This window comes from Aminobacter sp. P4_D5 (assembly GCF_056401815.1).
On sequence record NZ_JBFUIP010000412.1, the window covers coordinates 1 to 1095 of the forward strand.

Below are 1095 nucleotides of genomic sequence, written 5' to 3' on the forward strand. Positions count from 1 at the left end.
GCGCCTCCCGACCCTGAGAGCCTCGCTCAGCAGGGACGACCGGGGTCGACCGTCGATGCGCGCAACGGATGCTGGGTTTGGAACCCAAACCCCCAACCTGACGACACCGTGAACTGGAACGGTCCCTGCCCGCGCGGTCCCGCCCAGGGGGAGGGAGACGGTGAGTGGCTCTATGCGGAAGATGGCCAATCTCATGCGGCCCGCTTCAACGGAACTCTCCGCGAGGGGCGCGTACAAGGCGTCGGGAAGTTCGCTTGGACCAATGGCAACCGCTACGATGGCGAATTGCGGGACAGCCGCCCTGAAGGCTACGGCGAAGCCTACGTCGCCGCGCACCAGCGCTGGTATCGCGGCCAATGGACTGGCGGATGCTTTCGCGGCGCAGATCGGGCGCACATCGCCATCAACCGCCCCCTCTCCGAGTGCCAGTAGATYCAATCGTACTGAGACAGCCCGTGAAGCAATCGGACGACGGAATAGGTCTCCGAATGCGTGTTTTGCAGTGCTCTCCAGTTTAATCGCCGTCCGTGCTCCCGACCACTTTGCCAGGAATCACATCGGCCAGGCCACGCCCCGTTTGTGGTAGCGGCCCGTCGCGCTCGACGAAGCTGTGCAGCGCATCCGCGCCCGAGGGCCASATCGGTCARAGTGTTAAAAGGAGGCTGGTGCCCAGAAGGCACCAGCCTGTTGTTCAGGGTCCTGCTCRGTCGATCAGCTGCGCGAGCGGCGAGTGCGGACTGCGAAGCCAAGGCCGACTAGGGCAGAGCCGAAGATCGCGAGGCTGATCGGCTCAGGGACATTCGTGACAATGCTYTGGCCGCGGCTGACCAGCCGTCCGTCTCCATCGAGGGTGAAGAAGGATTGCAAGGTCATAGAATACGRATYGGYGAKGCTGATGCTGCCGGCGCCTTGGKSYGAAAAGGCGTCGGGGTTGTTGTTCGCGACGTAGTTAAATGGCGTGACCGAGGTGCCRGGSGTGTCGTTCGGGTTTTCCGCGCCCTGGCCGTTGAGCGCATCGATAAAATACCTCAGCCCGGCGGTGCTGCCGATGGTGTTCAARAAGGTTCCGGAACCGGCAGTGGAAAAGCTTCCGAC

At 63.0% G+C, this 1095-nt stretch carries 2 protein-coding genes; one reads left to right on the forward strand and one right to left on the reverse strand.

Annotated features, from left to right (window positions below; all coding sequences use genetic code 11):
• The coding region (locus tag AC1DWF_RS32345; RefSeq protein ID WP_476842611.1) for a hypothetical protein at nt 1–432 on the forward strand (432 nt) is incomplete at its 5' end.
• A 279-nt stretch (nt 433–711) separates the two neighbouring features.
• Here AC1DWF_RS32345 and AC1DWF_RS32350 read toward each other — a convergent pair.
• Nucleotides 712–1095 (reverse strand): PEP-CTERM sorting domain-containing protein (locus AC1DWF_RS32350; protein WP_476842612.1); only part of this gene is annotated, 384 nt, incomplete at its 5' end.